This is a genomic window from Streptomyces sp. (assembly GCF_031181705.1).
In the GTDB taxonomy this organism is placed as follows: domain Bacteria; phylum Actinomycetota; class Actinomycetes; order Streptomycetales; family Streptomycetaceae; genus Streptomyces.
The window spans coordinates 23901-49955 of the sequence record NZ_JAPSKN010000024.1; the positions used below are offsets into that span (position 1 = coordinate 23901).

The 26055-nt window shown below is 73.0% G+C and carries 24 protein-coding genes and 3 pseudogenes; 10 read left to right on the forward strand and 17 right to left on the reverse strand.

Annotated features, from left to right (window positions below):
- Positions 1-756, forward strand: a 756-nt coding sequence (locus RIN80_RS07790; RefSeq protein WP_309094770.1) for a hypothetical protein, incomplete at its 5' end; no start/stop codon positions are given.
- Positions 757-912: 156 nt separating this feature from the next.
- On the opposite strand, the gene RIN80_RS07795 is transcribed toward RIN80_RS07790, so the two are convergent.
- Positions 913-1521, reverse strand: a complete 609-nt coding sequence (locus tag RIN80_RS07795) for a TetR/AcrR family transcriptional regulator (RefSeq protein WP_309094771.1) — start codon at positions 1519-1521, stop codon at positions 913-915.
- A 166-nt stretch (positions 1522-1687) separates the two neighbouring features.
- Here RIN80_RS07795 and RIN80_RS07800 point away from each other — a divergent pair, with 166 nt between their 5' ends.
- The gene (locus RIN80_RS07800) at positions 1688-2491 is read left to right on the forward strand and encodes a phosphatase PAP2 family protein (RefSeq protein ID WP_309094772.1); all 804 of its coding nucleotides are present in this window, start codon (positions 1688-1690) and stop codon (positions 2489-2491) included.
- Positions 2488-3435, forward strand: a complete 948-nt coding sequence (locus RIN80_RS07805) for a hypothetical protein (protein WP_309094773.1) — start codon at positions 2488-2490, stop codon at positions 3433-3435. Before RIN80_RS07800 ends, RIN80_RS07805 begins: the two co-directional genes overlap by 4 nt.
- Here RIN80_RS07805 and RIN80_RS07810 read toward each other — a convergent pair.
- Positions 3425-5476 carry a phosphocholine-specific phospholipase C gene (locus tag RIN80_RS07810; protein ID WP_309094774.1) on the reverse strand — a complete coding sequence of 684 codons (2052 nt, stop codon included), beginning with the start codon at positions 5474-5476 and terminating at the stop codon, positions 3425-3427. The two genes, RIN80_RS07805 and RIN80_RS07810, sit on opposite strands and share 11 nt — an antisense overlap.
- A 169-nt stretch (positions 5477-5645) precedes the next feature.
- On the opposite strand from RIN80_RS07810, the gene RIN80_RS07815 reads away from it, so the two are divergent.
- From RIN80_RS07815 to RIN80_RS07825, 3 genes and pseudogenes are all read left to right on the forward strand, one after another.
- Positions 5646-6929 carry an MFS transporter gene (locus tag RIN80_RS07815; RefSeq protein WP_309094775.1) on the forward strand — a complete coding sequence of 428 codons (1284 nt, stop codon included), beginning with the start codon at positions 5646-5648 and terminating at the stop codon, positions 6927-6929.
- Positions 6930-6977: 48 nt separating this feature from the next.
- Positions 6978-7178 (forward strand): annotated as a pseudogene (locus RIN80_RS07820) (2Fe-2S iron-sulfur cluster-binding protein); the annotation flags it as partial.
- 46 nt (positions 7179-7224) lie between these two features.
- Positions 7225-7347: pseudogene (locus RIN80_RS07825) on the forward strand (ABC transporter ATP-binding protein); the annotation flags it as partial.
- Here RIN80_RS07825 and RIN80_RS07830 read toward each other — a convergent pair.
- The 13 genes from RIN80_RS07830 to RIN80_RS07890 all read right to left on the reverse strand — a co-directional run bounded on the left by RIN80_RS07830 (position 7319) and on the right by RIN80_RS07890 (position 21776).
- On the reverse strand, positions 7319-9463 hold the full coding sequence (locus RIN80_RS07830; RefSeq protein ID WP_375141644.1) for a discoidin domain-containing protein: 2145 nt from the start codon (positions 9461-9463) through the stop codon (positions 7319-7321). The pseudogene RIN80_RS07825 and the gene RIN80_RS07830 overlap by 29 nt on opposite strands.
- 80 nt (positions 9464-9543) lie before the next feature.
- Entirely contained in the window at positions 9544-11151 is a 1608-nt protein-coding gene (locus tag RIN80_RS07835) for an alpha-amylase family glycosyl hydrolase (protein ID WP_309094777.1), read from the reverse strand.
- 34 nt (positions 11152-11185) lie between these two features.
- Positions 11186-12049: a carbohydrate ABC transporter permease gene (locus tag RIN80_RS07840; RefSeq protein ID WP_309094778.1), complete on the reverse strand. Its 864-nt coding sequence runs from the start codon at positions 12047-12049 to the stop codon at positions 11186-11188.
- On the reverse strand, positions 12046-13023 hold the full coding sequence (locus RIN80_RS07845) for a sugar ABC transporter permease (protein WP_309094779.1): 978 nt from the start codon (positions 13021-13023) through the stop codon (positions 12046-12048). Before RIN80_RS07845 ends, RIN80_RS07840 begins: the two co-directional genes overlap by 4 nt.
- 5 nt (positions 13024-13028) lie before the next feature.
- The gene (locus tag RIN80_RS07850; protein WP_309094780.1) at positions 13029-14372 is read right to left on the reverse strand and encodes an extracellular solute-binding protein; all 1344 of its coding nucleotides are present in this window, start codon (positions 14370-14372) and stop codon (positions 13029-13031) included.
- Positions 14373-14506: 134 nt separating this feature from the next.
- On the reverse strand, positions 14507-15502 hold the full coding sequence (locus tag RIN80_RS07855; RefSeq protein ID WP_309094781.1) for a LacI family DNA-binding transcriptional regulator: 996 nt from the start codon (positions 15500-15502) through the stop codon (positions 14507-14509).
- Positions 15503-15560: 58 nt separating this feature from the next.
- The gene (locus RIN80_RS07860) at positions 15561-16232 is read right to left on the reverse strand and encodes a GntR family transcriptional regulator (protein ID WP_309094782.1); all 672 of its coding nucleotides are present in this window, start codon (positions 16230-16232) and stop codon (positions 15561-15563) included.
- Positions 16233-16268: 36 nt separating this feature from the next.
- The gene (locus RIN80_RS07865) at positions 16269-17270 is read right to left on the reverse strand and encodes a proline racemase family protein (RefSeq protein WP_309094783.1); all 1002 of its coding nucleotides are present in this window, start codon (positions 17268-17270) and stop codon (positions 16269-16271) included.
- 13 nt (positions 17271-17283) lie between these two features.
- The gene (locus RIN80_RS07870; RefSeq protein WP_309094784.1) at positions 17284-18174 is read right to left on the reverse strand and encodes a dihydrodipicolinate synthase family protein; all 891 of its coding nucleotides are present in this window, start codon (positions 18172-18174) and stop codon (positions 17284-17286) included.
- Complete coding sequence (locus RIN80_RS07875; protein ID WP_309094793.1) at positions 18171-19535, reverse strand: NAD(P)/FAD-dependent oxidoreductase; 1365 nt, start codon at positions 19533-19535, stop codon at positions 18171-18173. Before RIN80_RS07875 ends, RIN80_RS07870 begins: the two co-directional genes overlap by 4 nt.
- Before the next feature lie 43 nt (positions 19536-19578).
- The gene (locus tag RIN80_RS07880) at positions 19579-19893 is read right to left on the reverse strand and encodes a (2Fe-2S)-binding protein (protein ID WP_309094785.1); all 315 of its coding nucleotides are present in this window, start codon (positions 19891-19893) and stop codon (positions 19579-19581) included.
- Positions 19890-21044, reverse strand: a complete 1155-nt coding sequence (locus RIN80_RS07885; RefSeq protein WP_309094786.1) for an FAD-dependent oxidoreductase — start codon at positions 21042-21044, stop codon at positions 19890-19892. The genes RIN80_RS07880 and RIN80_RS07885 overlap by 4 nt, the downstream gene beginning before the upstream one ends.
- Before the next feature lie 72 nt (positions 21045-21116).
- Entirely contained in the window at positions 21117-21776 is a 660-nt protein-coding gene (locus RIN80_RS07890; protein ID WP_309094787.1) for a hypothetical protein, read from the reverse strand.
- Between the two features lie 237 nt (positions 21777-22013).
- On the opposite strand from RIN80_RS07890, the gene RIN80_RS07895 reads away from it, so the two are divergent.
- From RIN80_RS07895 to RIN80_RS07905, 3 genes are all read left to right on the forward strand, one after another.
- Positions 22014-22673 carry a helix-turn-helix transcriptional regulator gene (locus tag RIN80_RS07895; RefSeq protein ID WP_309094788.1) on the forward strand — a complete coding sequence of 220 codons (660 nt, stop codon included), beginning with the start codon at positions 22014-22016 and terminating at the stop codon, positions 22671-22673.
- A 32-nt stretch (positions 22674-22705) separates the two neighbouring features.
- Entirely contained in the window at positions 22706-23236 is a 531-nt protein-coding gene (locus tag RIN80_RS07900; protein ID WP_309094794.1) for a toxin-antitoxin system, toxin component, read from the forward strand.
- A 177-nt stretch (positions 23237-23413) separates the two neighbouring features.
- Positions 23414-23638 carry a hypothetical protein gene (locus RIN80_RS07905; protein ID WP_309094789.1) on the forward strand — a complete coding sequence of 75 codons (225 nt, stop codon included), beginning with the start codon at positions 23414-23416 and terminating at the stop codon, positions 23636-23638.
- Between the two features lie 127 nt (positions 23639-23765).
- Here the strand turns inward: RIN80_RS07905 and RIN80_RS07910 are convergent, their stop codons facing one another.
- A complete protein-coding gene (locus RIN80_RS07910; protein ID WP_309094790.1) occupies positions 23766-24425 on the reverse strand; it encodes a 4'-phosphopantetheinyl transferase superfamily protein in 660 nt (219 codons plus the stop codon).
- Positions 24422-25282: a metallophosphoesterase gene (locus RIN80_RS07915; RefSeq protein WP_309094791.1), complete on the reverse strand. Its 861-nt coding sequence runs from the start codon at positions 25280-25282 to the stop codon at positions 24422-24424. Before RIN80_RS07915 ends, RIN80_RS07910 begins: the two co-directional genes overlap by 4 nt.
- Before the next feature lie 259 nt (positions 25283-25541).
- On the opposite strand from RIN80_RS07915, the pseudogene RIN80_RS07920 reads away from it, so the two are divergent.
- Positions 25542-26055: pseudogene (locus RIN80_RS07920) on the forward strand (ATP-grasp domain protein); the annotation flags it as partial.

The window sequence follows — 26055 nt, forward strand, 5'->3', positions numbered from 1 at the left end:
GCCGGCATCGGCGTCGGCGTCTACGCCCTGACCGACAACGGCGGCGGTGGTGGTTCCGCCACGTCGCAGGCTCCGGGCGGCACGGGAGGGCCGGGCGGCTCCGGTGGGTCCGGCGGAGACAGCGGGTCCGGAGGCTCCGGGGGCGACGGCGGATCAGGAGGTTCCGGCGGCTCTGGCGGCTCCGGCGGGCAGAGTCCGCAGCCCGACCGGTCCGAGCCCCCGAAGCTCAGGAGCGGCTCGGTGACCGACCCGGTCAGCGGGATCAGCCTGCCCATCCCGAAGGGGTGGTACGGCCAGCAGGGCCAGGCCGGTGCGCAGGTGACGTCCGACGACTCCTACAAGTGCCCCGGCGACACCGCCTCCACCTGCACCAAGGGCGGCGCCTACTCCGCCCCCGCCCTGGCCCTCGGCACCAAGGGCGACACCCCCGAGGAGATCGCCAAGGCGGACATCGCGGCCAACGCCGAGGAGTCCTACGGCGGCAAGTCCTACGGCGGGATCACCTCCCACGACGTGCTGGCCTCCAAGGCCGTGACGGTGGCCGGCCAGAAGGGCTACCTGGTCCGCTGGAAGGCCGTCACGAGCAAGGGCGCCGACGGCATCGTGGAGTCGCTCGCGTTCCCCTCCCCCGCGAACGCGAAGCTGATGGTCGTCGTGCGGTTCGGCGTCGACGCCGGCCAGCGGGAGTCCGTCCTGGACGAGATCACCCGCGGCATCACGGTGTCGACGGGCCGGGGCAACGGCCAGGACGTCTGATCCGGCGCTCCACCGCCGGACACCGGTCGGCCGAGTGGGGCGCCCCCGCCGCTCACAGGGGCACCCCACCCGGCCGGGGGGTGCGCGCCGCCCCCGTCCCCACGGGTCGGCGCGGTCGGGTCGCCGTCCGGTCATCCGTGGACGGCGGCCCGGGTCTCAGGTCAGGCCCAGGGCCGGCAGCACCGCGGCCTCCACGAAACGCACGAGGTAGTCCGGGTCGGCGGGCCTGCCCTCCAGGACGGGCCGCAGCCGCAGCACGCCCAGCATCTGCGCCGGGATGTACGGCAGCGCCGGGTGGCCGGCCGGCACCTCCCCGCGCTCGACCCCGCGGCGGACGATCTCCTTCAGCGCGGCGATCTCCGGCTCCACCACCGCCTCGCGCAGCGCGCACTGCAGCTCCGGGTCCTGCCCGGCGGCGTGGGCGAGCGCGTGCAGGAGCTTGGTGTCGCGGCCGGACAGGTCGCCGATCACCCGGGCGGCCTCCCGCAGGTCCTCGGCGAGCGAGCCGGTGTCGACGCAGCGCGTGCGCCGGCGGGACCGCAGTGCCGCCGCGACGAACTGCGGCTTGGTCTTCCACTGGCGGTACAGCGTGGACTTGCTGCAGCGGGTGCTGGCGGCGATCCCCTCCATGGTGACGGCGTCGTAGCCGCACTCGCGCAGCTGGTCCAGCACGGCGTCGAAGAACTCCTGCTCACGCTCCGGCGTGATCTTGGAGCGGCGCGAGGAACCGACCCGCTCGGGTCGGTCCGCTGCCTGCGACGTCATGGCGTGTGCTCCCGGCTCTCGTCGGCGGCCGGAGTATTCCCGGCCGGTGCTGTGTTCCTCGTCTATCGATACGCCAGTGTACCGGTACGCGGCCGTATCGGTACACTGGCGTATCGGTACGCACTCGTACCGATAACAGCACCACCGTCATCGAAGGGGCCGGGGGATGAATGCCCGCACCGAGCCTGCGCCGGCGGGGTCCGACGCGATAGCGCGACCGCCGCTCGTCCGGGAGCTCCTGCTCGTCGCAGGGCTCTTCCTCGTCTACAAGTTCGGCCGGCAGCTGGCCACGGGCCACACCGGCGAGGCCTTCCACCACGCACACCGCGTGTGGGACTTCGAGCGAGCGGTCCGCCTGCCGGGCGAGGGGGCGGTGCAGTCCCTGCTGCTGCACGGCGACGGCCTGGCGCACGTCGCGAACACGTACTACGCGACGGTCCACTTCCCGGCCACCGCCGCCTTCCTGGTCTGGCTCTACCTGCGCCGCCCGTCCCACTACGTGTGGGCCCGTCGGATCCTGGCCGCGCTGACCGCCGCCGCGCTGGTGCTGCACCTGCTCTTCCCGCTCGCCCCGCCGCGCATGCTGGCCGCGACCGGTCTCGTGGACACCGCGCGGGTGTACGGGCCGTCGGTGTACGGCGATCCGGCGACCGACTCCCTGTCGAACCAGTTCGCGGCGATGCCCTCGCTGCACTTCGGCTGGGCGCTGATGGCGGCGATCGGGCTGATCGTCGCGACCCGTTCGCGCCTGCGGTGGCTGTGGCTGCTGCACCCCACGCTGACGCTGCTGGTGATCGTGGGCACCGCGAACCACTACTGGCTCGACGCGATCGTCGCGGCGGCCCTGCTGGGCCTGGCGCTCGCGACCGTCCCGCTGCCGCACCGCACGGCGACCACGGCCGGCCGCGCGCGGGACGGTCTCGTCCCGGCGCAGCGGGACGAGCCGTCGCTGGTCGGGGCGGGCCGGTGAACGCCGTGCTGATCGCCGTCGCCCTGTCCCTCGTCTCGGCCGTCGCCTACGCGGCCGCCGCCGTCGCCCAGGAGCGGCTCGCCGCCGGCTCCCCCGCCTCGGGCGCCCTGCGGCTGCTCGGCAGCGGCGCCTGGTGGTGGTCGGTCGGGCTGAACGCGTCGGCCGCGCTGCTGCACGTGGTGGCGCTGCGGTACGGCCCGCTGACGGTGGTGCAGCCGCTCGGCGCGCTCACCCTGGTCGCGGCGGTGCCCCTGGGCGCGCGGATGGCGGGGCGGCGGGTGGCCGCGGCCGAGTGGAAGGGCACGGCGCTGACCCTGCTGGGCCTGGGCGCCCTCCTGGTCACGGCGTCCGGACCGGCGCCCGACGACGTGCTGAGCGTGCCCGAGGCGCTGGCGGTGGCGGGAGCCACGGCCGCCCTCATCGGGGTGCTGTCCCGGCCGGGCGCCCGGCCCGGCCTGCGGCACGCCACCGCGTCGGGAGTCGCCTCCGGGGTCGCCTCCGCTCTCACGCAGACCGTGACGGTGGCCGCGACGGACCGGACCGGACCGCTGCTGAGCCTCCAGGTCGTCGGGGTGGCGCTGCTCGTGGCGGCGTTCGCGGCCGGCGGGCTGCTGCTGTCGCAGACGGCGTACCGGGGCGGCCTGGGCGGCCCGCTGGCCATGGTGACCCTGGCCAATCCGCTGGCCGCCGCGGTGATCGGCCTGTCGCTGCTGGGCGAGCGCCTCCAGGGCGGCCCGGCGGGCGTGCTGCTGGCGCTCGCCGGGGCCGGCCTGGCCTGCTGGGGTGTGATCCTGCTCAGCAGACAGGCGCCCCGGCAGGAACCGGCGGACGACGACCATCCGGTGGCCGCCGTCCTGGCGCTGGGGCCGGACTCGGCCACGGCCGAACCGGCGTGGGTGCCCCGGCCGCACGATCCGGGGCACCTCACCACGGCTACGCGGTGATGATCGCGGGGTCGCTCACACCCGGCTGCCCGTTCTCGACGTGCCCCGCGAACCGCCGCAGGAAGGCAGTGTCGCCCTCGGCGGTGACGGTCAGGTCGTACCAGCGGCGGCCCCTGGTGAGGTCGACGGTGCGCCGCACGGTCGCGCCCGGGCGGACGGTGACGGCCGAGGGCCTGCCGCCGTAGCCGTCGGCGATCCGCAGCCGGGCCGTGCCGGAGCCCTTGTTGGTGAAGGTCAGCTCGATGTCGTCGCCCTTGTGGCGGGCGGTGACCTCGCAGCCGGCCGCCTTGTTCGAGCCCTTGAAGACCCGCACGAAGCCGTTCGGGCCGTGCACCGTCAGGTCGTAGGAGCCCGCGGAGTAGGCGGAGTTCCAGGTGTCCCTGAGTGTCTTGCCGGCCTCGGTGGTGTACGTCCAGGGGCCGTCGGCGCGGTTGCCGGAGGTGACGTGGAAGGCGCCGCCCGCCTTGGGTCCGGAGGCGAAGGTGAGGGTGAGTTTCCCGGCCGCCGCGTCGACCGAGGCGTCGACGTGCGGGGCGTACTTCAGCGGCCGGGAGCGGCGCAGTCCGCGCTCCTGGCGGGGCATGCGCGGGTCGGCGGGCGGGGTCGGCCTGTAGTCGGGGTGGCGTTCGCGGTCCTGCGGCTCGTACGCGGCGGTGCCGGGCAGCGGGGCCGGGCGCGCGTCCTTGCGGGAGAAGTCGAAGGCGGCCGTGAGGTCACCGCAGACCGCCCGGCGCCACGGCGAGATGTTCGGCTCGCGCACGCCGAAGCGACGCTCCATGAACCGCAGGATCGAGGTGTGGTCGAGGGTCTCGGAGCAGACGTAACCGCCCTTGCTCCAGGGTGAGACGACCAGCATCGGCACCCGCGGGCCCAGGCCGTAGGGGCCGGCCGTCCTGCGGCTGTCGCCCGGGAAGAGGTCGAGGGAGACGTCGGCGGTGGACAGGCCCCGGGAGGCGTCCTTCGGCGGCAGCGGCGGGACCACGTGGTCGAAGAAGCCGTCGTTCTCGTCGTAGGTGATGAACAGGGCCGTCTTCGACCAGACCTCGGGGTTGGAGGTGAGGGCGTCCAGGACCTGGGCGATGTACCAGGCGCCGTAGTTCGAGGGCCAGTTGGAGTGCTCGGAGAAGGCCTCGGGGGCGGCGATCCAGGAGATCTGGGGCAGCTTGCCGGCCTTGACGTCGGCCTTCAGCAGGTCGAAGTAGCCGTCGCCGTTCTTGACGTCGGTGCCGGTGCGGGCCTTGTCGTACCAGGGGTCGCCGGGCTGTGCGTCGCGGTACTTGTCGAAGTACAGCAGGGAGTTGTCGCCGTAGTTGCCGCGGTAGGCGTCCTGGATCCAGCCCCAGGAGCCGGCCGCGTCCAGGCCGTCGCCGATGTCCTGGTAGATCTTCCAGGAGATGCCGGCCTGCTCCAGTCGCTCGGGGTAGGTCGTCCAGCCGTAGCCCAGTTCGGCGTTGTCCAGGACCGGGCCGCCGCCGGTGCCGTCGTTGCCCGTGTACCCGGACCACATGTAGTAGCGGTTGGGGTCGGTGGAGCCGATGAACGAGCAGTGGTAGGCGTCGCAGACGGTGAAGGCGTCGGCGAGGGCGTAGTGGAAGGGGATGTCCTCGCGGGTCAGGTAGGCCATGGTCGTGGTGCCCTTGGCGGGCACCCACCGGTCGTACTTGCCGCCGTTGTAGGCCTGCTGGCCGTCGGGCCAGGAGTGCGGCAGGCCCTCCAGGAACTGCATGCCGAGGTCGTCGGCGTCCGGGTGGAACGGCAGGAGTTCCTTGCCGTCCTTCTCCTGGTGCCAGACCGGTTTGCCGTTGCCGAGGGTGACCGGGCGGGGGTCGCCGAAGCCGCGGACGCCTCTCAGGGTGCCGAAGTAGTGGTCGAAGGAGCGGTTCTCCTGCATGAGGACGACGATGTGCTCGACGTCCTCGATCGACCCGGTGCGGTGGTTCGCCGGCAGGGCGGCGGCGCGCTGGATGCTGGCGGACAGGGCGCTGAAGGCCGTGGTGGCACCCGCGAGCTGGAGAAAGCGGCGCCGGTTGACTTCGGACATGGGGGACAGACCTCTCATGCTGAGGTACGGGATGGCCGGAACGTGACGGAATCTGCGCGGAAGGAGTGTTTCAGGGACACCAAACGCCAAGGAAGGGGCGCGTGACCGGGGTGTGAAAGTCGCCGGTACGTGAGGTGTGCCGGTGCGCCTCCCGGGGAGGGACAGGGACGTGACGAAGACGCAGACGGCTTCCCCGCCGACGAAACGGCCCGTTCGCCAGCTCCTCGCCGCCTCCGTGGGAAACGCGGTGGAGTGGTACGACTGGTACGCCTACACGTTTCTGGCCACCTACATCGCCGCCCAGGTCTTCCCCAAGAGCGCGGAGAACTCGCTGGTGCCGCTGCTGTCCACGTTCGCGGTCTTCGCGGTCGGGTTCTTCATGCGGCCGGTCGGCGGGCTGCTGATGGGCGCGGTCGCGGACCGGCACGGGCGGCGGACGGCGCTGACGTTCACCATCCTGCTGATGGGCGGCAGCAGCCTGCTGGTGGGGCTGACCCCGACGTACGCGGCGGCGGGCGTGCTGGCCCCGGTGCTCCTCGTCCTCGCGCGGCTGCTGCAAGGCCTGTCCGTGGGCGGCGAGTTCGCGGCCTCGACGACCTTCCTGGTCGAGTCGGCGGGACCCGGCCGGCGCGGGCTGTTCTCCAGCTTCCAGTACGTGTCGACCACCGTGGGCCAGCTCGTCGCCTCCGGCGTCGCCACGCTGCTCGTGAACACGCTGGGCGACGAGCGGATGAACGGCTGGGGCTGGCGCGTGCCGTTCGTGCTCGGGGCCGTGCTCAGCCTGGTCGGCTTCTGGATCCGGCAGGGGGCGCAGGAGACCCGCAGCGCCGAGCAGCAACGGGAGCCGCGCCCGGGCCTGTTCGAGGCGCTGCGCCGGCATCCGCGCGAGTCGCTGCTGATCGGCGGCATCACGGCGGGCGGCACCCTCGCCTACTACACGTGGACGTCGTACCTGCCGACGTACGCCGAACTCGACGCGGGGATGGAGAAGTCGGACGCGCTGCTCGCGGGCACCGTCTCACTGGCCTTCTTCGCGCTGCTGCAACCCCTCGGCGGCCTGCTGTCGGACCGCTTCGGCCGCCGTCCCCTGCTGCTCTTCTTCGGCCTGGGCTTCGCCCTGCTCGCGGTGCCGCTGCTGCACACCCTGCGCGACTCGTTCGCCGTGCTGCTCCTGGTGAGTTGCGCGGGCATGGTGCTGCTGACCGGCTTCACCTCGATCAGTGCGGCCGTGAACGCGGAGATCTTCCCGCCCCGGGTCCGCGCGGCCGGCATCGGTTTCCCCTACTCGCTGACCGTCGCGCTCTTCGGCGGGACCGCCCCGTACGTCGGCACGCAGTTCAAGGAGCTGGGGCACTCGGGGCTGTTCCCCTGGTACGTGGCGGTGGTCTGCCTCGTGTCGTCGGTGGTGTACCTGCGGCTGCCGGAGACGGCTCACGCGCCGCTGCGCCGTTGAGCGGGCGACCCGCCGGTGGCGGGCTTCCCCGGAGCGGAGCGACCGTTCCTCGACACCGTGCGCGCGGCCGGGGTCGAGGTGCTGCACTCCTGCGCCGAGGGCACCTGCGGCACGCGCGAGACCGACGTCCTGGAGGGCGAGCCGGACCACCGCGACCCGGTGCTGACCGAGGAGGAACGCGCGGCGGCCGAGACCATGCTCATCTGTGTCTCCCGCTGCCGCGGCGGGCGCCTGGTACGGGCCCTCTGACCGGCCTCCTGATTCGAAGGTGCCGTTCAGGCATTGACCCTGGCACCGGGTGCGCACGCGCGTCGCCCCGCGCTTCGCCGGGCTGCGGACCCGCGTGTACGAGCAGATCCGGGCGGCGAAGCGCGAGGCGCCCGGGGCGGTCAGGACAGATAGGCCTCCACTTCACTGAACTGGGCGGCCGGCCAGCCGGTGTTGGCCGTCACCTGCAGCCTCAGGTGACGCAGGCTGGTCCCGTCGGGCAGGGACACGGTGACCGTGTTGCCGGTGGCCGGGTCGAAGCGGTAGTCCTTCGCGGCGACCACCGTCGACCAGGCCGAGCCGTCCGCGCTGCCCAGCACGGCCAGCGTCTGGGTCCGGGCCTGCCAGGCGGTCTGCGGCGGCAGCTTCAGCACCAGCCGGCGCACCGCCTCCCGGGAGCCGAGGTCGACGGTCAGCGCCTGCGGGAAGGCGTGGTTGGCGGACTCCCAGTAGGTGTTCGCGTCGCCGTCGACCGCCCTGCCGGGTGTGTGGACGTCCTGGGAGCCGGTGGCCGTGGCCGGGCGGCTCCTGGCGAGGTTGCGGCCCGGGTCCGGGTCGGGGTTGCCCTGGCCGGGCTGCGGCCAGGTGGAGCAGTCGGACCAGGTGCTGCTCCAGCCGGAGTTGCCGCCGCCGTCGGTCAGCGTGAAGGTGCCGGAGCCGGTCGGGTAGGGGCAGTTGTAGACACCCGCGGCGCCGACGCCGGTCGCGGTGACGTTGCGGAAGGTGGCGGCGCCCGGCGTCTCGGCCTGGACGACGACCGTGCCGGTGTCGCGCACGGTCGCGCCGTCGACGGTGATGTTCTTCGCCGCGTGGCCGCGCCCGCTGCCGGAGACGAACTCGAAGGCGCTGTAGGGGCTGTCCGTGATCGTCGTGTCGGTTATCCGCACCTGGGCCTCGATGGCACTGTCGTAGGAGTCGACCCGCAGCGCGCCCATGGGGTGATTCCAGTTGGGGTTCATCGCGCCGGTGCGCACGAGGGTGTTGCCGGCGACGGTGATGGTGCCGGCGAGCGGGTGGAAGGGGTCGAGGAACTTCTGGTTGGAGATGGCGATGCCGCTGCCGAGGGCGTTGGTGTCGGAGATCAGGTTGTTCCGCACGGTGATGTCCGTGCCGCCGTAGATCGCGATGCCGTTGGCGAGGTTCGGCTGGGTGACGGTGTTGTTCTCGAAGCTGCTGTCGACGTCGGGCGCGTTCAGCGACCACATGGCGAGGGCGTCGTCGCCCTGGTTGCGCAGGAAGTTGTGGCGGACGCGGACACCGCGGGCGTGGCCGTTGAGGTTGAGGCCGTCGGCGGTCATGTCGAGGAAGCGGTTGTTCTCGACGACCAGGTTGTCGTTGTTGCCCGTCAGCCACAGGCCGACCTTGAGGTGCTGGAGCCACATGCCGGAGACGGAACTGTTCGGTCCGAGCGAGCCGTTGACGAAGTTGTCCGGGCTGGAGTCGACCCGCTCGGTGACCTCTCCGATCACCGCGAAGTCCCGGATGTGGACGTTCCCCGTGGAGCTGGACTGGTCGACGAAGCGGGAGGTGCGCACGACGGAGTGCCAGTGACCCGCGCCCCGGAGGGTGACGTCCTGCACGCCGTTGAGCGACGAGGTGAGCCGGTACTCGCCCGGCGGGATCCACACCACCCCGCCCCGCGCGGCGGCGATGGCGTCGCGGAAGGCCTGGGTGGAGTCGCCCCGGCCGCTGGGGTCGGCGCCCCTGGAGGTGACGGAGACGGATCCGGCGGGCTGGGAGGCGGGAGGGGACGCCTGCTCGAAGTCGGCGACGTCGACGGTGACCTGGACGTTCGTGGCCTGGAGGGCGACCTTGTCGCCCGCCTGGACGTCCTCCCCGAGCAGCAGGCGGGCGTTGTCGTAGAAGTGGTGGGTCTTCGCACCGGGGATCCAGGGCGTGTCGACGTAGGAGTACTTCGACGTGACCGGGATCGTCTTCGCGAGCCTGCGGCCGTTGACGTAGACGTCGAGCGAGCCGGACTGGCCGTCCGGGACGCTGTAGGCGACGTTCACCGCGTTGGCCGCGCGCGGCACGGTGAACTCCACGCGCTGCCCGGACGAGAGCCGCACGGCCTGGCGTCCGGAGGCCTCGGAGGCGAGGGTGCCCTGGGTGTGGTCGGGGCCGATCCGCGTGCCGGTGCCGTTCGCCGACTCGGCCTCGACCGAGGTGAAGGGGACGGTGGCACCCGCGGCGGCGTGGGCGGGGGCGGGGGCCAGGGCGACCAGCGTGCCGGCGGCCATCGCCACGGCCGCGGCCAGCACGGGCATGCTCCTGACAGATCTACGGGCGTGCATGGGCTCATCCCTTCGTGGTGGGGGTACGGGGACAGCGCGGTGCGGTCGCGGTCTCAGGCGCGCAGCCAGACCGCCGTGTCCTTCGGCAGCCGCCCGTCGGCGTCCAACGGGCCGCTGGCGAGGAGGAGTCCGCAGTGGGCGGGCAGGACGGCCGGGGCGTCGGCCAGGTTCACCAGGCAGATCCCCGTGGTCCGGCGGAACGCGAGGACGCCGTCCGGGGCGGGCAGCCAGGTGAGCGGCCCGGTGCCGAGGGCCGGGCGCAGCCGGATGGCCTCGCGGTAGAGGCTCAGCATCGACGCGGGGTCCCGGGCCTGCCGGTCGGCGGCGTACTCCGCCCATCCCTCCGGCTGGGGCAGCCAGGGCTCCCCGCCGAAACCCGCGTGCGGTGCCCCCGCCGTCCACGGCAGCGGGACCCGGCAGCCGTCCCGGCCGGGATCGCTGCCGCCGGAGCGGAAGTGCATCGGGTCCTGGATCCGGTCCAGGGGGATGCCGGCCTCGGGCAGGCCCAGTTCCTCCCCCTGGTAGACGTAGACCGCGCCGGGCAGGGCCAGTGACAGCAGGGCGGCGGCGCGGGCCCGGCGGGTGCCGAGGGCCAGGTCCGTGGGGGTGCCGAACGCCTTGGTCGCGAAGTCGAAGCCGGTGTCCTCGCGGCCGTAGCGGGTGACCGTGCGGGTCACGTCGTGGTTGCACAGCACCCAGGTCGCGGGGGCGCCCACGGGGGCGTGTTCGGCGAGTGTCTCGTCGATGGAGCTGCGCAGCCGCCGCGCGTCCCAGGGGCAGGTCATGAAGGAGAAGTTGAAGGCGGTGTGCAGCTCGTCGGGGCGCAGGTAGCGCGCGAAGCGCTCGGTGTCCGGCAGCCAGACCTCACCGACGAAGACGCCGCCGTACTCGTCGGCGATCGCCCGCCAGGCCCGGTAGATGTCGTGGAGTTCGTCGCGGTCGACGTACGGGTGGGGGTCGCGGCCCTCGGTGAGATCGGGCAGGTCCGGGTCCTTCACCAGCAGGGCGGCCGAGTCGATGCGGACGCCGGCGACGCCCCGCTCGAGCCAGAACCGCAGGACGTCCTCGTGCTCCTGACGGACCGCCGGGTGGGACCAGTCGAGGTCGGGCTGCTCGGGGGCGAACAGGTGGAGGTACCAGGAGCCGTCCGCGACCCTGGTCCAGGCGGGTCCGCCGAACTCGGAACGCCAGTTGTTCGGCGGGAGTTCGCCGTCGGCGCCGCGGCCCGGGCGGAAGTGGAACAGCTCCCGCTCGGGGCCTCCGCGCAGCGCCGCCCGGAACCACGCGTGCCGGTCGGAGACGTGGTTCGGCACGATGTCGACGATGGTGCGGATGCCCAGCTGGAGTGCCTCGGCGATGAGTTTCTCGGCCTCGGCGAGGGTGCCGAACGCCGGGTCGATCACCCGGTAGTCGGCGACGTCGTAGCCGCCGTCCTTCATCGGGGACAGGTACCAGGGTGTGAACCACAGGGCGTCCACGCCGAGGTCGGCGAGGTAGGGCAGGCGGGCGCGGACGCCCGCGAGGTCGCCGGTGCCGTCGCCGTCGCCGTCGGCGAAACTGCGGACGTACACCTGGTAGATGACGGCGTCGCGCCACCAGTCGCCGTGCGCGGAAGGCGCGGAAGGCGAGGAGAGCGGGGAGGCAGGGGTGGGCTGTCCCACGGTCGGTGCCTTTCGTCGGAGGGGGTCGGCGGCGTCAGCCCTTCGTGCTGCCCGCGCTGATCCCGGCGATGATGTGCCGCTGGAAGACGAGGAACAGGGCGACCATGGGGATGCTGGCGATCACCATGGCGGCGATGAGCACGGTCAGCTGGATGTTCTGCGACAGCTGCACGAGGGCGACGCTGATGGGCTGCTTGCCGGTGTCGGAGAAGACCATCAGCGGCCACAGGAAGTCCTGCCAGACGGCGACCAGCGCGAAGATCGAGACGACGCCCAGGACGGGCCGGGACATCGGCAGCACGATCGACCACAGCACGCGCAGCCGCCCGGCCCCGTCCATCTCGGCGGCCTCCAGCACATCGCGCGGGATCTGGTCGAAGAACCGCTTGAGCAGGTAGAGGTTGAAGGCGTTGGCGACGGCCGGGAGCCAGATGGCGAGCGGGTCGTTGAGCAGGCCGAGGTCGGCGACGGTCAGGTACTTCGGGACGACGAGGGCCTGCGCCGGGACCATCAGGGTGGCGAGGATGCCGCCCAGGATCACCTTGCCGAACACGGGCCTCAGTTTGGACAGGGCGTAGGCGGCGGCCGTGCAGAACACCAGCTGGCACAGCCAGGCGCCGGCCGCCTGGACGACCGTGTTCCACAGGTGGACCGGCAGCTCCATGAGCTCCCAGGCGTCGGTGTAGCCGCTGAACCGCCAGTCCTCGGGGACCAGGGTCGGCGGTGTCCGGGCCACCTCGTCGGGGGACTTCAGCGCGCCGGTGGCCATCCAGTAGACCGGGAAGAGGAAGGCGAGCGCGAAGAGCAGGACGACGCCGGTGAAGACGCCCCAGTAGACGGCCCGGCCGCGCGGACGGGCCAGGACGGCCGGGGAGACGAGGGTGCGGGTGCTGCTCATGCGGTCTCCCCGTCGGTCCGGGTGAGTCGGAGATAGGCGGCGGAGAACAGGCCGAGCAGCAGCAGGAGCATCACGCTCAGCGCGCAGGCGCCGCCGAAGTCGTTGTAGAGGAACGCGTACTTGTAGATCAGGTACAGGACGGTGACCGTGGCGTTCTCCGGGCCGCCGCCGGTGATGACGAACGGTTCGGTGAACACCTGCATGGTGGCGATGATCTGCAGGAGCATCAGCATCAGGATGACGAACCTGGTCTGCGGGATCGTGACGTGCCGGACGCGTTGCAGCAGGCTCGCCCCGTCCAGTTCGGCCGCCTCGTACAGCTCGCCCGGGATGGACTGCAGGGCGGCCAGGTAGATCAGGACGGTGCCGCCCATGTTGGCCCAGGTGGCCACGATGACGAGGGAGACCAGGGCGGTGTCGGCGCCGTTGGACCAGTTCGAGGTCGGCAGGTGCACAAGGCGCAGCGCCTCGTTGGCCAGGCCGGCGCCGGGGTCGTAGAACCACTTCCACAGCAGGGCGCTGACCACCGGCGGGATCATCACCGGCAGGTAGACCACGACCCGGAAGAAGGCCCGGGCGTGCCGCAGTTCGTTCAGGACGAGGGCCAGGACGAACGGGATCGCGAAGCCGATGACCAGGGCGAGCAGCGTGAAGGTGAGGGTGTTGCGCCAGGCGGCGCCGAACTCGGGGTCCTGCACGACGCGGGTGAAGTTGGCGGTGCCGACCCACTCGGGTTCCGCGCCCGGCGTGTACTTCTGGAAGGCGATGACGACCGCGCGGATCGCCGGGTACCAGGAGAACAGGGCGAAGCAGACGAGCCCGCCGAGCAGGAAGGCGTAGGCGCGGCCCTGGTCGGCGAGGTGGCGCCGCCTGAAGTCCCCTGCCGGGGGCGGCGCCTGCACCGGGCGGACCTCGATCGCCGGGCGGGCCCGGCGCTCGGAGGTCTCCAGGGGGATCGGACCCGTGTTCTTCATCGGGCTCAGCCTCGCGCCAGGATGCCGTCGATCTTGCCGGACGCGTCCTTCAGCAGCCGGTCGATGTCCGCGTCCTGCTTGGTGAGGACGGCGGAGACGACCCCGTCGAGGACGGAGTAGATCTGCTGGGCGTGCGGCGGCTCGATCTTCATGTCAAGGCGCTGGTTGCCGTCGAGGAAGGACTGGTAGTTCTCCACCGGGACGTTGGCGTTGGCCTGCTTGACCCGCTGGTCCTCCGCGTCGGCCGCGCCGGTGAACAGACGCGGCTCGGGCAGGCCCACCGGGGCGTCGTGCTTCTTGGCGCGGGCGTAGTCGCCGAGGAAGCCGTCGCCGGGGGTGAGGAACATGTGGTCGAGCCACTTCAGCGCGGCGCGGATCTGCGCGGGGCTCGCCTTCTTGCTGACCATGTAGCCGTCGCCGCCGACCAGGGTGGCCTTGCCGCCGGGCATCGGGGCGATGGCGATGTCCTCGTAGCTGGCGCCCTTCTCCTTGACGAGGATGGGGATGTTGTCGGGGGCGGCGAGGTACATGCCGAGCTTGCCCGAACCCATCATCTGCTGGGCGTCGTTGATGACGAGCAGCTGCCTGCTGCCCATGGAGTCGTCCGTCCAGCGCATGTCGTGCAGGGTCTGCAGCACGGCCCGGCCCTCGGGGGTGTCGACGGTGGCCTGCTTGCCGTCGGCGCTGACGACGTCGCCGCCCTGGGAGTACAGCTCGGCGGTGAAGTGCCAGCCGCCCTGGTTCTGGGCGCTGTAGTCGGCGTAGCCGACGGTGCCGCCGCCCAGTCCGGCGATCTTCTTCGCGGCGGTGCGGACCTCGGCCCAGGTCGTGGGCGGCCGGTCCGGGTCGAGGCCGGCCTTCTCGAAGAGTGCCTTGTTGTAGATCAGGCCCATCGAGTAGCCGGTGCGCGGGATGCCGTAGACCTTGCCGTCGACGGTGTAGATGTCGCGCAGCTGCTTCTGCAGGGTGCCGTAGCTCTTCAGGTCCTTGACGTAGGGGGTGAGGTCGGCGGCCTGGTTGATGTCGACGACGTGGCGGGCGTCGGTGAAGTACGTGTAGAAGACGTCCTCCATCTGCCCGCCGGCGAGTTTGGCGTCGAACGTCTTCGGGTCCTGGCAGGGGAAGGCGTCGTGCGGGACGACGTCGATGTCCGGGTGCTGCTTCTCGAAGGCGGCGATGTCCTCCTCGAAGAAGGCGCGGTCGGTCTTGGCGCTCTTGGGCGGCATGCAGTTGACCGTGATGCGGGTCTTGCCGCCGGCGGACTCGTCGGCGTTCCCGCCGCAGGCGGTGAGCGCGAGGGCGCTGACGCCGAGCAGGGCGAGGGTACGGCGGATCCCGGTGCTTCTCATCGGTGGACCCCTTAGGGCAGGAGCGAGTGGACGCCTCAGGACAGGAGCGAGGGGCGCCGCACACTCAAGCACCGGTGACAACCGACCGCAAGATGTCGCGCAGAATATGTAATTATTCGACAGCAGGGCGGATCTCAGATGCGCGGTGCCTGCGCGGTCGACCCCCGCACCACCAGCTCCGGCTCGAACAAAAGCTCCTCCGCCGCCACGGAGCCCCCGCTGATCTGCGCGTTCAGCAGTTCCACGACGGCTTTGCCCATGGCTTCGATGGGCTGGCGGACCGTGGTCAGTGGCGGTTCGGTGCAGTTCATCAACGCGGAGTCGTCGTATCCCACGACCGAGATGCGGGACGGCACGTCGAGCCCCTTGCGGCGGGCGGCCCGTACGACGCCGAGGGCGAGCGGGTCGCTGGCGCAGATGAAGCCCGTGACGCCCCGGTCGATGAGCCGGGCCGCCGCCGCATGGCCGCCCTCGATCGAGAACATGGCGCGGGCGACGAACTCGTCGGGGACGTGCCCGATCGCCCGCGCGGCGGCCAGCTTGCGCGCCGAGGGGAGGTGGTCACCGGGACCGAGCACCAGCCCGATCCGCTCGTGCCCGAGCGAGGCCAGGTGCCGCCAGGACTGCTCGACGGCCACCGCGTCGTCGCAGGACACCTGCGGGAAGCCCAGGTCCTCGATGGCCGCGTTGACCAGCACGACCGGGATGTTGCGCTCGGCGAGCTGCCGGTAGTGGTCGTGCGGCGCGTCGGCCTGGGCGTAGAGCCCGCCGGCGAAGACGACGCCGGAGACCTGCTGCTGGAGCAGCAGCGTCACGTAGTCCGCCTCGGAGACACCGCCCCGGGTCTGGGTGCACAGCACGGGGGTCAGCCCGAGCTGGGCCAGAGCGCCGCCGATGACCTCGGCGAACGCGGGGAAGATGGGGTTCTGCAGCTCGGGCAGGACCAGGCCGACCAGCCGGGCGCGTTCGCCGCGCAGCTGCGTGGGCCGCTCGTAGCCGAGCACGTCCAGGGCGGAGAGCACCGCCTGCCGGGTCGGCTCGGACACTCCCGGCTTGCCGTTGAGCACCCGGCTGACCGTGGCCTCGCTGACCCCGACCTTCTTCGCCACCTCGGCAAGTCGTCGCGTCATGGCCGCAAGCGTAGCGCAATTTACGCAAGCAGCTTGCGTAATCGCGCAAAGCGATGGGTCAGGGAGCTGCCCACAGGCCCCGGACGTGCCCCAGGTGGCGGGTCATCACCGCTCGGACGGCCTCCTCGTCCCGGGCGAGCAGCGCGTCCAGGATCTCCAGGTGCTCCTCCGCGGAGGCCTCCAGCCGCCCCTGCTCGACGAGCGCGGTCAGCCCGTACAGCCGGGAGCGGCGCCTCAGGTCGCGGACGACGTCGACGAGGTGGTCGTTGCCGGCGAGTGCCAGCAGGCCGAGGTGGAAGCGCAGGTCGGCCTCGACGTAGGCGATCAGGTCGCCCGCCGCGGCCGAGGCGACGATCTCCCGGGCGACCGGCCGGAGCGCCTCCAGGTCCACCGGGTCGGCCGTGACCGCCAGGCCGGCCGTGGTGGGGATCTCGATCAGCGCCCGGATGTGGGTGTACTCGTCGAGTTGCTTCTCGGAGACGGCGGTGACCCGGAAACCCTTGTTGGGCACGGTGTCGACCAGGCCCTCCTTGGCGAGGTCGAGCATGGCCTCGCGCACGGGGGTGGCGGAGACACCGAAGCGGGCGGCGAGGCCGGGCGCCGAGTGGACCTCGCCGGGGCGCAGTTCGCCGGCGATCAGGGCGGCCCGCAGCGCGTCCGCGACCCGCTCCCGGTGGCTGGGCTTCCTGCTGCCCAGCACGGGCAGGGCGGGGGTGTGCTGCGGGGCCATGACGGTCGGGGTCTCCTCTCCTGGTGGACGCACGGCTTACAGGACGAACCCGGCCGGGAACGGGTCGTCGGGGTCGAGCAGGTACTGGGCCGTTCCCGTGATCCAGGCGCGTCCGGTGAAGCTGGGCACGACGGCCGGGCGTCCGGCGACCTCGGTGGTGCCGAGCAGTCTGCCGGTGAACCGGGTGCCGATGAAGGACTCGTTCACGAACTCGGTGCGCAGGGGCAGTTCGCCGCGCGCGTGGAGCTGGGCCATGCGGGCGCTGGTGCCGGTGCCGCAGGGCGAGCGGTCGAACCAGCCCGGGTGGATGGCCATGGCGTGCCGGGAGTGCCGGGCGGTGGATCCGGGGGCGGCCAGGTAGACGTGGTGGAGGCCGTGGATGGAGGGGTCCTCCGGGTGGACCGGGGGGTCCTCGGCGTTGACGGCGTCCATGAGGGACAGGCCCGCGGCCAGGATCTCGTCCTTGCGGGACCGGTCGAAGGGCAGGCCGAACCGCTCCAGCGGCAGGATGGCGTAGAAGTTGCCGCCGAAGGCGAGGTCGTAGGTCACCGTCCGGCCGTCGGGCAGGACGGCCTCACGGTCGAGGCCGACGGCGAAGGAGGGGACGTTGCGCAGGGTGACCTGTCTGGCGGCCCCGTCCTCGACGGCCACCTCGGCGACGACCGGGCCCGCCGGGGTGTCGAGCCGGATGGTGGTGACCGGCTCGACGGCCTCGACCATGCCGGTCTCCACGAGCACGGTCGCCACGCCGATGGTGCCGTGCCCGCACATCGGCAGGTAGCCGGAGACCTCGATGTAGACGACGCCCCAGTCGCAGTCGGGCCGGGTCGGCGGCTGGAGGATCGCGCCGCTCATGGCGGAGTGGCCGCGCGGTTCGTTCATCAGCAACTGCTTGACGTCGTCGCGGTGTTCGCGGAACCACAGCCGCCGCTCGTTCATGGTGGCGCCGGGGATGGTGCCGATGCCGCCGGTGATCACCCGGGTCGGCATGCCCTCGGTGTGCGAGTCGACGGCGTGCAGGACGAGTCCGCTGCGCATGATCGGTCCTTTGCTAGGCGAGTCCGGCGGCGACGGCCTTCTCGGTGGCGGCCCGGACGGCGGCCTCCTGGTCGGGCAGCAGCGGCATCCGGGGCGGGCGGCAGGGGCCGCCGTGGCGGCCGACGAGGTCCATGGACAGCTTGATGGCCTGGACGAACTCCACCCGCGAGTCCCACCGCAGCAGCGGGTGCAACTGCCGGTACAGCGGCAGTGCGGTGGCGAGGTCGCCGCCGACGGCCGCGCGGTACAGCTCGACCGAGGCCCGGGGCAGCGCGTTCGGATACCCCGCCACCCAGCCCTTGGCGCCGGCGACGGCCAGCTCCAGCAGGACGTCGTCCGCGCCGGCCAACAAGTCCAGTTCGGGGGCGAGTTCGGCGATCCGGTAGGCCCGGCGGACGTCACCGGAGAACTCCTTGACCCCCTGGATGTGTCCCTCGCCGTGCAGCCGGGCGAGCAGTTCCGGCACGAGGTCGACCTTGGTGTCGATCGGGTTGTTGTACGCGACGACCGGCAGGCCCGCCCTCGCCACCTCGGCGTAGTGGGCGAGGACGGCGCGCTCGTCGGCGCGGTAGGCGTTGGGCGGCAGCAGCATCACCGCCCGGCAGCCGGCCTCGGCGGCCTGCTCGGCCCAGCGCCGGGACTCGGCGGAGCCGTAGGCGGCGACGCCGGGCATGACGCGCTCCCCGCCGATCGCGGCGACCGCCGTCTCGACGACCCGGCTCCGCTCCTCGGGGGTGAGCACCTGGTACTCGCCGAGGGAGCCGTTCGGCACGACGCCGTCGCAGCCGCTCTCGACCAGCCAGGCGCAGTGCTCGGCGTACCGGTCGTGGTCCACGGACAGGTCGTCGTTCAGCGGGAGCGCGGTGGCGACGAGGACGCCGCGCCAGGGGCGGTGGTCGGTCATGACGGTCCCTCCTGGGGGTGGTGCCGGGCGAGGACGCCGAGCGGTACGGGACGGGCGAGGGGCCGCCGGGCCGGGGTGGGCGCGCAGCCGGCGAGGCCGGCGACCGCGGGGGAGCACATCCGGCCCTGGCACCAGCCCATCCCGGCCCGGGTCAGCAGCTTCACGGTCCGTTCGTCGCCCGCCCCGAGGTCCAGGGCGTCGCGCACGGCCCCGGCGGTGACCTCCTCGCAGCGGCAGACGACGGTGTCGTCGGTGACCTGCTCGGCCCAGGACGCGGGCGGCACCCAGGCGGAGCCCAGGACCGCCGCGGACCTCCTGAGCCGCGCACGGGCCTTCAGCGCGGCGGGGGCCGGGTCCGGAGCGGTGCCGCGCAGGCGCGCGGCGGCCGAACAGCCGGCGATGTGTCCCTCGGCGAGCGCGAGGGCCGCGCCGCCGATGCCGGTGGCCTCCCCGGCCGCCCACACGCCGGGCACGTCGGTGCGCTGCTCGTCGTCGACGGCCACGGCCGGCCCGTCGAGGCGGCAGCCCAGGCTCTGCGCGAGGTCGGTGTGCGCCAGCATGCCGTGGCCGACGGCGAGGGTGTCGCAGGCGAGGTGCCGCCCGGTGCCGGGCCGGACCCGGCCGTCGGCGCCGAGGGCGGCGACCGTCACCCCGGTCAGCCGGTCGTCACCGTGGGCGCGGACGACGGTGTGCCGGGCCAGGACCGGCACGCGGTGGCGCAGGAGCCGCGCGGCGTACCCGGCGCCCTCCGGGAGCTTGTCGGCCAGCGCCCGAACGTGGCGGGCGAGGCGCCCCGGGCCGGTGGACTCCACCAGGGCGGCGACCTCGACCCCGGCGGCCGCGAGGCCGGTCGCCACGGGCAGCAGCAGCGGCCCCGTCCCGGCCACGACGGCCCGGCGCCCCGGCACCACGAGGCCGCCCTTGAGCAGGGCCTGGGCTCCCCCGGCGGTGACGACGCCCGGGAGGGTCCAGCCGGGGAAGGGCAGCACCGTCTCGTAGCCGCCGGTGGCCAGGAGAACGGACCGGGCGTGCACCTCGGCCGGCTCCTCCTGCTCGGGCCCGAGCAGCGCGTGCACGGTGAAACCGTCCGGGGTTCGCTCCACGCACCACACGTGGTGGCCGGTCAGCGTGCGCACGGAGCCGGCGGCGAGTCCGTCACGCAGCCGCTCCCAGGTCCGCCATCCGTGGTGCAGCGCCTCGGGGCGCCGGGCCCCGAGCCCGGCGGCGGGCTGCCGGTAGAACTGGCCGCCGGGCTCGGGCGCGGCGTCGACGAGCGCGACCCGCACGCCCCGCGCGCACGCCGCGAGCGCGGCGGCGAGCCCGGCGGGTCCGGCACCGATCACGGCGAGGTCGGTGCGCAGCTCCGCCGCCCCGGGGCCGGGGGCCCTCTCGCTCACGCCGGGGTCATTGCGCACGGTCCGCTCCTTCGTGCCCGGTGCCGTCCTGTGTGGCGATCGCGTCCCCCGGCCGGACCGGCAGCAGGCAGGCCCGCTGGTTGGGACGGCCGTTGACGCTCACCAGGCAGTCGAAGCAGACGCCGATGCCGCAGAACACGCCGCGCGGCCGGCCCTCACCGCGGGTGGCCCGCCAGGAGGTGACGCCCGCCGCCCACAGCACGGCGGCGACCGTCTGCCCGGGCAGCGCCTCGACCGGCCGCCCGTCGAAGGTGACCGTGAAGGCGGGCCCGGGTCGCGCCCCCACCCGTTCCAGGGGATTCACCCGGCCTCCTCGGCGAAGCGGTCGGGCCGGAACGGGGCGGGGTCCAGGCCGGGCGCCCGCCCGGTCAGCAGTGCGGCGATGAGATGTCCGGTGCCGGTGGCCAGCCCGATGCCCGCGCCCTCGTGGCCGCAGGCGTGGAACAGTCCGGGCGCCCGGGGGTCGGCGCCGATCGCGGGCAGATGGTCCGGCAGGTAGGGCCGGAAACCGGCGTACGCGCGCATGGCCCGCACACCGGCGAGGAACGGGAAGAGCCGGGTCGCGCCCGCCGCGAGCGCGCGCAGGGCCGGGAGCGAGAGCGAGCGGTCGAAGCCGACCCGTTCGCGGCTGGCACCGATGAGGACCGGACCGGCGGGCGTTCCCTCCACCACCGGCGAGGTCTGCAGTTCCGCCGCGTCGCTCGCCACGTCGGCCACGTAGTCGGCGGCGTAGACCTTGTGCCGGATCCTGGGCGGCAGCGGCTCGGTGACCAGGACGAAGCCGCGCCGGGGCAGCACCGGCAGCGACACACCGGCCCGGGCGGCCACTTCGCCGCCCCAGGTGCCGGCCGCGTTCACCACCGCGGGGGCGTGCAGGTCCCCCCGGTCGGTCCGCACCCCGCGCACCGCCCCGCCCCGGCCGCGCAGCACCGCGGTCACCTCCCGGCCGGTGCGCAGCCGGGCGCCCGACGCGCGCAGCAGGTGCGCCGCCGCGAGGGCGGGCATCACCTGGGCGTCCTGCGGGTAGTGCACGCCGCCGAGGAGGCCGGGAGCCAGCTGCGGCTCCAGATCGGCGAGCCGGTCGGCGGGCACGGCCACCGCCTCGACCCCGGCCGCGCGCTGTCCTGCGGCGAGTTCCGCCAGTCCGGCCCGGGCCGCGTCCGTGCCGGCGACGACGAGTCCGCCCTTGGCCTCGTACTCGACGGCCTCCCCCAGCCCGTCCGCTGCCAGTTCGGCCCACAGACGGGCGGAGAGCAGGGCGAGGTCGAGCTCGGGACCGGGTTCCTTGTCGGAGACGAGGAGGTTCCCCTCCCCCGCGCCGGTCGTCCCGCCGGCCACCGGGCCCCGGTCCACCACGACGGTGTCCCTACCCGCCCGGGCCGCGTACAGGGCGCAGGCGGCGCCGACCACTCCGGCGCCGATCACCACGACATCGCAGGTCAGCGGCTTGCTCACATCAGTACTATGTCACACACCACATAATCCAGGAAGTGAGCGGCGAGGATCGCCGGGAGGGCGGCCGAGCGGTCAGCCGGCCGCCGGGACGACCCTGAGGTGGGAGGCGGTGCGGCGTGTCCTGCGCTCCCGGGACGGGGCGCGGCGGGCCTCGCGCAGGACGAACGTGAGCCGGGTGCAGCCCAGTTCCTCCAGCGTCCGGGAGGTCTCGGCGACGACCCGGCAGTCGGTGGCGCCCCAGCGCGGGTCCGGGTGCAGCAGCGGCCGCACGGCGCCGTCGAGTTCGGCGGCCTCCTCGCCCACCGCGCGGATCCAGTGCGGCAGGCCGTGCCGGTAGGCGGCCTCCATGATCGGGTCCTGGGCGATCTCGCGGCGGATGGCCTGCAGGCCGTGGTCGGGGCCGTGGCTCTCCACCGCCCGCGCGAAGTGCGCCAGCATCGGCAGGCACCAGCTCGCCTCGTGCTCGCCGAGCACCGTGGGCGCGTCGGGGTGGAAGAGCACGAACCGGAGGAAGTTGCCGTCCGGCATGGCCGTGGGGTGCGGGCCCACCCCGCGGAAAAGTGACCGGAAGGCGCTGTTGGTGAGGACGACGTCCCAGCAGTGGTCGACGACGAGCGAGGGGAAGGAGACGGCTTCCAGAAGCCCGGCGCAGTCTTCCAGGTAGGCCTGGGCCTCTGGGTTCTCGGGGACGGGCCGCGGTGCCGGCCGCTGCCCTCCTGCCTGAAATGCCATCGGGAGGTCACCCCTCTTGCCTGTGCGGCCTTGACGCGGCGCCCCGATCCTGGTGCCCCGGGCTGAGGCGTGTCAACTATCGTGGCATTTCGTGCCTGTTGACGGCTGAAATTGGCCACAGTTGTGGCGAGACCTGGATGTGAGTTCGAGGCACCGGCTACGCTCCGGGAAGTTCACGCCGGGTAAGTCACGGCATCCGCTTGTGAGAAGCCTGTGAGAGACGTAGGAGAATCGTCGGTGACGGGTGGCTTCGTCGAGGGTCCGGGCGCCACGCGTACGGCCGTGCTACCGGCCGTCGTCTCCCGGGTCACCGCGCTCGCCGACCGGCTCGGCGTGCCGCACAGCGAGGTCTTCGACACCGGTCGGCTGTCCGTCGCCTCCGGGGTGCCGGAGCCGGTGGTCAAGGCGCTGCTCAGTGGCCGGCCCGCCGGCGAGCCCGATGTGCAGGCCCGGTTCCTGCAGCGGCTTGACCTGTTGCGGCGGACCCGCCTGAAGCCCAACGGCCGCAAGTACACCCAGCAGGAGATCGCCGACGGCGCGGGCATGTCCCGGCAGCAGGCCGGCGCCCTCATCAACGGCGACCGCCGGCCGACCATGGAGCACTGCGACGCCCTCCAGCGGTTCTTCCGGGTGCACGCCGGTTTCCTCACCGCCGAGGATCCCGAGGCGCTGGTCAGCGCCCTTCAGCACACCGAGCAGGAGCTGCTGCAGAAGCTCGCCGACCGGGAGCGGGAGGCGGCAGCGGCGGCGGACGACCCACTGGAGCGGCTGCTGCAGGACCACGGCGTGCGCGGCATCGCCTGGCGGGCCGCGCAGCTGCCCACCGACCAGCACCGCGACAAGGTCGCGGAGTGGCTGGACATGCTCCTGGAGAGCGTCAAGCGGCCCGAGTCGTGACCGTGGGGAGAACTGTGGGCATCGGTAAGGAAATGCGCCGCCTGTGCGGCGAGCTGGTCGCGGAGCTGACCCTCCCCGCGCCGGCACGGCCCGACGAGCTGTACGCCGCGCTGTGCGACGCCATGAGCAGACGCCGGGGCCGCCCCGTCCACTTCCGTACGGCCGCCTTCCCGCCCGGGACCGCCAGTGGGCTCTGGCTCGACATGGCCGAGCAGGACCTCGTCGTGATCGAGGAACGCACGGCTCCCGATCACCAGTTGGTGATCCTGGGCCACGAGCTGTGGCACATGAAGGCCGGGCACTGCTCCCACCACGTCGAGGGCGCGGCCGTCGCGGCCCGGCTGCTCGACGAGGGCGCCGATCTGGAGGCGACCGTGCTGAAGGTGGCCGCCCGTACGCGTTTCGATCTCGACGACGAGAAGGAGGCCGAGAGCTTCGGCCTGCTGCTCGCCAGCAAGTGCCGGGCGTGGCTGTCGGGTTCGGCCTCGCGGGGGCCGGTGCAGCGGGACCATCTGGCGGGGCGGATCGAGGCGTCGCTGGGCTACCGGGGTCCGCAGAGCTGACCTGCCCCTTCACCAGGGTGAAGGGGCGTTCCGCTCTCCGCCGGGCGGGCGAACCGGCGGGCGGCGGGGCCGGATTGTCAGTGGTGGGCGGCAAGCTGGAGGTGCGCCCCGGCTGTGCGGGGCGTGCGCGCCGCGAGGCGCGGGGAGCGACGACGCCGACACGGGGAGAGCCGACCGATGCCCACCGCCGTACTGACCGACCGCGAGCGCACCGCCGTCCAGGCCTATCTGCGGCTGCTGCACACCGTCCGCGCCGCCTTCGACCGGGAGACGGGCCCCCCGGTCGTCCCGCCCGCCGTGCTGGCCGACGCGGAACAGGCCCTGGAGCGCGCGGGCCTGACGGGCAACGAGGAGGCCTTCTTCCGTCTGCTGGAGAGCTGGTGCCCGGAGCCAGGGCCCTGAGGTGACGGCCGGGACCGAGGGGTGGGCAGGGGCCGGGCCCGGGACGCGGGGCCCGGCCCCCGGACCGTACGGGGGGCCAGGGTGGTGAGCGGGGCCCCGGAGCCCGGTCCGGCTGCCGACCCGCGCCTCAGGGATGCGGCACGCTGATGGCCGTCGCGACCAGCCCTCGGTCCGCGGTCCAGCGGCCGTCGAAGCGGTCGAGGCGGTGGCCGCCCAGCAGTGGTCCGGGGACGAGGAGGCGGGCGGTGAAGTCGCCGTCCGGGGCGATCTCGATGTCGGCCTCCATGAAGTCCAGCCACTTCCCCGTGAGAGGGAACCACGCCTTGTAGACGGACTCCTTCGCGCTGAACAGCAGCCGGTCCCAGTGGACGCCGGGGCGTCGCGCGGCGAGCCGTCGCAGCCGCTCCGCCTCGTCCGGCAGCGCCACGGACTCCAGGACCCCCTCGGGCAGCGGCGCGTCGGTCTCCGCGTCGATCCCGACGGAGGCCAGGTCACCGGCGCGCACCAGGGCGGCGGCGCAGTAGCCGTCGCAGTGGGTCATGCTGCCGGCCAGCCCGTCCGGCCAGCCGGGGGCGCCGCGTTCCCCGGGCAGGATCGGCTGCGGCGGCACGCCGAGCTTCTCCATGGCGCGCCGGGCGCAGGAGCGGACGACGGCGAACTCCCGCTGCCGCTTGGGGACCGCCCGCGCCACCAGGGCCGCCTCCTCGGGGTACAGCGGGGTGTCCGGGCCGTCGTGGCCGTACGCCTCGACCGTGACCACGGTCTGCGGCAGCAGTTCCTCGATCACCGCTTGTCGCCCTCCCTCGGCAGGATGCGCCGCAGCCGCCCCGGCGGCCCGGGCCGCTTGCGCCACTCGCGGGGATAACCCACCGAGACCTCCTCGAAGCGCACTCCGTCGTGGAACGTGGTCCGGGGGATGTGCAGATGGCCGTAGACCATCGTGTGGACCGGGAACCTGCGGTGCCAGTCGGCGGTCAGGGCCGTCCCGCACCACATGGCGAACTCGGGGTGCCACAGGACGTCCATCGGATGCCGGTGCAGCGGATAGTGGTTGACCGGGATCACCGGCAGGTCGGCGGGCAGTTCGGCGAGTCTGCGCGCGGTGCGCGCGACCCGGGCCCGGCACCAGGCCTCCCGGCTGGGGTACGGATCGGGATGCAGCAGGTACTCGTCGGTGCAGACGATCCCGGTGCCCTGGGCGTACTCCAGGCCCTGCTCCTTGGTGGCGCACCCGGCCGGCAGGAACGAGTAGTCGTACAGCAGGAACAGCGGGGCGACGGCCACGGGGCCGCCGGGGCCACGCCACACGGGGTAGGGGTCCTCGGGTGTGGTCACGCCGAGTTCCCGGCACAGCTCGACCAGATACTCGTACCGGGCCACGCCGCGCAGGGTGACCGGGTCGCTCGGATGGGTCCACAGCTCGTGGTTCCCGGGCACCCAGACGACCTTGCGGAAGCGGGCCGCGAGCGTCTTGAGGGTCCAGCGGATGTCGGCCACGGTCTCCGCGACGTCACCGGCGACGAGCAGCCAGTCGTCGTCCGTCCCGGGCCGCATCTCCTCGACCAGCAAGCGGTTCTCCGGGTAGCCGATGTGCAGATCGCTGATGGCCAGCAGCTGTCCGGCTCCCCCGGCCGTCGACGTCACCTCTCGCCCCTCTCCGCGCTTCGCGCACGCCGTCCCCACGAGATCACATCCGCGCGCCGGGGACAAGGCCGGCCCGAAAGCCACGCCCCGCGATCCGTAACCCGCGCGTTGCACGGAACGGCCCGCCGAAGCCGTATGATCTGCCCCAACACCACCGCTACGAAACTTCCCTCTCACGGGGGCGGTTTGGTGTCCCTCCATTCATCCTGCCCGGGCACGGGCTGCTGCGTCGTGCCCGCGACCGTGGAAGGCGGCCTGCATGGTCTCTCGCGTACGCGTCTGGCTCAACCGCACGTACGCGGAGAACGTGTTCTTCATGGATCAGCTGCGGAGAAATCCCAGCGACCGGGCCGTCGAGATCCACGCCACCCACGGCGACCCCGACTCGCCCGTGCTGGCCGCCGCCGACACCGCCGAGCTGGAACCCGAGGGCCTGTCCCCGAACGGGTACGTCGAGTACGCGCTGGACCAGTGCGCCCGGCGCGGGATCGACGTGTTCGTGCCCCGGTTGCACCAGTCGGCGATCGTGGCGCACCGCGCCGAGTTCGAGGCGGCCGGTACGGCGGTGCTGGCGCCGCCGCCCGAGGCGGTGGCCGTCTTCCAGGACAAGGTGATCGCCTACGAGGCGGTCCAGGCCATCGGGGTACCGGTGCCGCCGTGGTGGCGGGTCCGCTCGGCCGACGAACTCGTCGCGGCTGTCGAGGAGTTGGAGGCCGCCGGGCACAAGGCGTGCTTCAAGCCGGCGTCCGGGGCGGGCGGGGTGGGCTTCCGCG

Coding starts and splice junctions, on each gene's coding strand:
- RIN80_RS07890 (WP_309094787.1), bottom strand. CDS start 21,776: ATGGCATTTCAGGCAGGAGGGCAGCGGCCGGCACCGCGGCCCGTCCCC.
- RIN80_RS07860 (WP_309094782.1), bottom strand. CDS start 16,232: ATGGCCCCGCAGCACACCCCCGCCCTGCCCGTGCTGGGCAGCAGGAAG.
- RIN80_RS07865 (WP_309094783.1), bottom strand. CDS start 17,270: ATGCGCAGCGGACTCGTCCTGCACGCCGTCGACTCGCACACCGAGGGC.
- RIN80_RS07900 (WP_309094794.1), top strand. CDS start 22,706: ATGCGCCGCCTGTGCGGCGAGCTGGTCGCGGAGCTGACCCTCCCCGCG.
- RIN80_RS07810 (WP_309094774.1), bottom strand. CDS start 5,476: ATGTCCGAAGTCAACCGGCGCCGCTTTCTCCAGCTCGCGGGTGCCACC.
- RIN80_RS07840 (WP_309094778.1), bottom strand. CDS start 12,049: ATGAGCAGCACCCGCACCCTCGTCTCCCCGGCCGTCCTGGCCCGTCCG.
- RIN80_RS07905 (WP_309094789.1), top strand. CDS start 23,414: ATGCCCACCGCCGTACTGACCGACCGCGAGCGCACCGCCGTCCAGGCC.
- RIN80_RS07800 (WP_309094772.1), top strand. CDS start 1,688: ATGAATGCCCGCACCGAGCCTGCGCCGGCGGGGTCCGACGCGATAGCG.
- RIN80_RS07850 (WP_309094780.1), bottom strand. CDS start 14,372: ATGAGAAGCACCGGGATCCGCCGTACCCTCGCCCTGCTCGGCGTCAGC.
- RIN80_RS07795 (WP_309094771.1), bottom strand. CDS start 1,521: ATGACGTCGCAGGCAGCGGACCGACCCGAGCGGGTCGGTTCCTCGCGC.
- RIN80_RS07870 (WP_309094784.1), bottom strand. CDS start 18,174: ATGACCGACCACCGCCCCTGGCGCGGCGTCCTCGTCGCCACCGCGCTC.
- RIN80_RS07855 (WP_309094781.1), bottom strand. CDS start 15,502: ATGACGCGACGACTTGCCGAGGTGGCGAAGAAGGTCGGGGTCAGCGAG.
- RIN80_RS07830 (WP_375141644.1), bottom strand. CDS start 9,463: ATGCCCGTGCTGGCCGCGGCCGTGGCGATGGCCGCCGGCACGCTGGTC.
- RIN80_RS07845 (WP_309094779.1), bottom strand. CDS start 13,023: ATGAAGAACACGGGTCCGATCCCCCTGGAGACCTCCGAGCGCCGGGCC.